Source organism: Moorena sp. SIO3H5 (assembly GCF_010692395.1).
Classification (GTDB): Bacteria; Cyanobacteriota; Cyanobacteriia; order Cyanobacteriales; family Coleofasciculaceae; genus Moorena.
The window spans coordinates 1-3,045 of the sequence record NZ_JAAHHS010000630.1 but is presented as its reverse complement, the minus strand read 5'-3'; the positions used below and the strand labels follow the sequence as shown (position 1 = coordinate 3,045).

The following is a 3,045-nucleotide window of genomic DNA, read 5'->3' as shown; positions in this document are numbered from 1 at the left end:
GTGCGGATTTGCTTGTGTGGTGTTGATGAGTTTTGCATTTAGCAGTTTGCTGTTGACTACATCAAGTTAATGTTGAAGGTTGTTCGCCCTAGGCGTCCAAAGTAGTGGTGCGACCCCGGTCGAGTTTCCTGACAAGCGTGAACGCGTACCAAAAGAGGCGAGGTTGACTGTAAAACTTGGGCTTAGGGTCAACCTTCAGCCAACCTTCAACATAGTTACTCCAAAGCATGGAAGTTGATCGTATTGTTTAGCTACAGCGCACCAGCGGCTGTTTTATCCAATACACCTCCAGATAGGTGTGTGGTGATATTCATCGCTTGCAATACTGGGGCCTTGTCTAAGCCTTGGGGATAATCAATTACGCTCACAGCCCCATTTCCCTGCTTGATATTCCAAATTAATGCTGGACTCAAGCCAAGAATGTCACAAAGTACTACTTTATTGATAGCATCATGAGCCACCACTAAGCCAGTCTGAAATCCTGAACCAGATGCCGTAGCTGATTTAACTATCCCATTCCAGGATGGCATTGCCCTTTCCAAAACATCCTGTAAGTTCTCTCCTTCTGGCATTTGTACCGTTTCTGGGGCAACTTTCCACTGATTGAGCAATTCACCATACTCTTGGGAAATCTCTGATTCTAATTTACCCTCCCATAAGCCATGACTGATTTCCCGGAGTCCATCATCAACTTGTAAATTGACATTGGGGTGAGACTGGAGAATAATTTCAGCAGTTTCCTTGGGACGCAGCATGGGGCTACTGACTGCAAAATCAATGGGGATATCTTTTAGAAACTCACCCGCAAGCTGTCCTTGTTTACGACCATTGTCATTTAAAGGAACATCAATCTGTCCCTGGAAGCGAGAGGCACGATTCCAATCGGTTTCACCGTGGCGCACCAACAACAGACGCAACCCTTGGTCAATATCTCCCCTTTTTGGCAATTTTTCCCCCAAGTGGGAGGTTTGATTGAGGGATTCCAATTGTACGGTTTCTCCCCAACCACCAGTGAAATTTAGTACATTGATGGCACAATTGGATTGCCTGATACTATGGTAACGAGCAGGAGTTACCCCAATGGCACTGCTAATTAAGCAGCGATTAATACCATTATGGGCTACGATTAAAATCGTACCTCCTTGATAGAGGCGGATAACCTCTTGCCAAAACTGCTCTGCTTGTTTGTATAGTTCAAGCACAGGAAAATGTTCTTTTGACCCGACCGCTTTGGGAATCACCATGGAAAATTCATGGGGGCGTTCTTTCCAGCGCTGGTAGTCTTCTGGGAATTTTTCCTTAACTTCGTTCTTTTGCAGATTTTGCCAAAGGGGTAAATCGATTTCCATCAGCTGATCTGATAGCTGTAACTGGGGAGCGTTTGGCAAATAGGATAGGATAGTCTCTGCAGTTTGCTTTGCCCGTTGTAAAGGGGAGCAGTAGATAGCATCAAAGCTGAGGCTACTGAGGGCAGTACCAACTTTTTGGGCATCAGCACGACCTTTCTCGGTCAAGACTGACTGATCACTGCGTCCTTGAATGATCTGCTGAATGTTGTAAGTACTTTGACCGTGACGGACAATAACGACGCGGGTAGCCAATCTCTTATTCCTCCATGAGCAGGTATGTGGTTCAGCCGGGTCAGCTAGGGTGACAAATGTATACTGGGTCTACTGAGATGATTCCGAATCATCAAGGTAATTGTAACCTAGCTAGATCATCCCTAAACTGGCAGTGTAAAGTTGGTGACTAGTTATTGGTTAGTAGTCCATTGAGCAGCAAAAAATAACTAGTAACTAATGAGCAAAATGCTTGTGTGTTGGGGGGTTCGATGACTATAAAACGGTTGGTTTTAATTGTACTGACGATTTTTGCGATCGCTAGAATTGGGCTTTCTCTGGTAGAAAGCTGGGGTCAGCCCCAGATTCAAACTAATCTGGAACTTCGCCAAACCAATCTAGTACTCCATGGCTGGGAGTGGAAAAATACAAACCCTGATTCTGCTGCATCTGAGCAGTCTAATCAGGAGTCTAAGGTAGATTGGACTGTGGCTCGAAATGCTTTGATTGGTGCTGAGCCGTTTCAATCTGCTCAAAAACAGTATGAAACAGCCCGTCAATTGGCTCAGACCAATCAGTCAAATGTTCTGACCAAACTCCAAAAATTTTCCATAGGGAAGGTAACTACACCGAACGATAGGTCGCAATCACAATCACCAGCCACTCCCCTGACCCAAAACTCCTATCCCTCCGAGCAGCAGCAATTGCAAGAGTCATTGTCTGACATCGAACAGCTGATTGCTCGGCTGGATTTGCGTATTGGAATTCTCCAAGCTCAACAAGGAAAAACCGATGCTGCTATTGAAACCTGGGATGCACAGACATACCCTAATGGCTCATTAGAAACTGCTGGGGTATTAATGGGTCTATGGAGTGAGCCATCCCTGGTACTACCAGATGCTGAGCAAAAAATTGAACAAAACTTAGATAATTGGTTCCGCTATCGCGCGTTGAGTCAGCTGTATCAAGTGCAGCAGCGCCAAAGTGACCTATTGTCACTCCAAACCCAAGAACAAGAAACGGCTGAACAAGCAATTGTCAAATTATTCGTTATCGCTGTCATCCCAGGATTTAATACCCTATTGGGTTTAGTAATCTTAGTGTGCTTGGTTGGTCAGTTGTTGTTTCAAGGTAAGCAATCCCTGATAGCAACCAATCATAATGTGCCATGGAAAACAGCTTGGGATGGGGAAATTATTTGGCAAGTGCTGATTTTTGGTTTTTTCGCTATCGGTCAACTGCTGTTACCGCTTTTAATTGGTCTGTCACTGGGGATTGTTGGAATTAACCCAGCTAATTTTACGGTACAGATGAGTGCTTTTTATGTGTTGCTAACTTACCTAATCATGGCATTTGGGGGCTTGTTAGTGATGTATCTTTCCATTAAGCCCTTTTTGCCCCTGCCAGAGGATTGGTTTAGCTTCAAGTGGCGCAGCAACTGGATTGTCTGGGGAGTCGGTGGCTATTTGATAGCACTCCCCTTGGA

2 protein-coding genes are annotated in these 3,045 nt (G+C 45.0%); one reads left to right on the top strand and one right to left on the bottom strand.

What is annotated here, in order from left to right:
* Positions 1 to 251: 251 nt before the first annotated feature.
* Positions 252 to 1,601, bottom strand: a complete 1,350-nt coding sequence (locus F6K52_RS34710; RefSeq protein ID WP_293089519.1) for a histidine phosphatase family protein — start codon at positions 1,599 to 1,601, stop codon at positions 252 to 254.
* A 230-nt stretch (positions 1,602 to 1,831) separates the two neighbouring features.
* Here F6K52_RS34710 and F6K52_RS34705 point away from each other — a divergent pair.
* On the top strand, positions 1,832 to 3,045 hold a 1,214-nt coding region (locus F6K52_RS34705), incomplete at its 3' end, for a CPBP family intramembrane metalloprotease domain-containing protein (RefSeq protein ID WP_293089518.1).